The following is a 1140-nucleotide window of genomic DNA, read 5'->3' on the forward strand; positions in this document are numbered from 1 at the left end:
ACGACGCGGGCCTGACCAGCATCGCCGTCTACGCCGAACCCGACCTGGACGCCCTGCACACCAAAATCGCCGACGAGGCCCACGCCCTGGGCGGAACCACCCCAACCGACTCCTACCTCGACATCACCAAACTCCTGGCCATCGCCAAAGCCTCCGGCGCCGACGCCGTCCACCCCGGCTACGGATTCCTGGCCGAGAACGCCGACTTCGCCCAGGCCGTCATCGACGCCGACCTGACCTGGATCGGCCCACCCCCCTCCGCGATCACCGCCCTGGGCGACAAGGTCCAAGCCCGCCACATCGCCCAGAAGGTCGGCGCCCCCCTGGTCGCCGGCACCCCCGACCCCGTCGAGTCGGCCGAACAGGCCCGGGCCTTCGCCACCGAACACGGCCTACCCATCGCGATCAAGGCCGCCTTCGGCGGCGGCGGACGCGGACTCAAGGTCGCCCACACCCTGGACGAGGTCACCGACGCCTACGAGTCCGCGGTACGCGAGGCCGTCACCGCCTTCGGCCGCGGCGAGTGCTTCGTCGAGCGCTACCTCGACCGGCCCCGGCACGTGGAGACCCAGTGCCTGGCCGACCAACACGGCAACGTCGTGGTGGTCTCCACCCGCGACTGCTCCCTGCAGCGCCGCCACCAGAAACTGGTCGAGGAAGCCCCCGCGCCGTTCCTGACCCCCGACCAGACCGAACGGCTCTACACCTCCTCCAAGGCCATCCTGGCCGAGGCCGGCTACGTGGGCGCGGGCACGGTCGAGTTCCTGGTCGGGACCGACGGCACCATCTCCTTTTTGGAGGTCAACACCCGCCTGCAGGTCGAGCACCCGGTCACCGAGGAGGTCACCGGCATCGACCTGGTCAGGGAGATGTTGCGCATCGCCCAGGGCGGGGAACTGGACTACGGCGACCCCCAGGTGCGCGGGCACTCCTTGGAGTTTCGGATCAACGCCGAGGACGCGGGCCGGAACTTCATGCCCGCACCGGGCACCATCACCGAACTGGCGCTGCCCACGGGTCCGGGCGTGCGCGTGGACACCGGGTGCGAGGCCGGGTTCACGGTGCCCCAGGCCTTCGACTCCATGGTCGCCAAGCTGATCGTGACCGGCCGCACCCGCACCGAGGCGTTGCAGCGCTCCC

Annotated in this window: 1 protein-coding gene; it reads left to right on the forward strand. The window is 70.5% G+C overall.

Annotated features, from left to right (window positions below):
* Window positions 1–1140: acetyl-CoA carboxylase biotin carboxylase subunit (locus tag D455_RS0126735; protein WP_017573733.1), on the forward strand; the 1140-nt coding region annotated here is incomplete at both ends.

This window comes from Nocardiopsis halotolerans DSM 44410, from assembly GCF_000341065.1.
Classification (GTDB): domain Bacteria; phylum Actinomycetota; class Actinomycetes; order Streptosporangiales; family Streptosporangiaceae; genus Nocardiopsis; species Nocardiopsis halotolerans.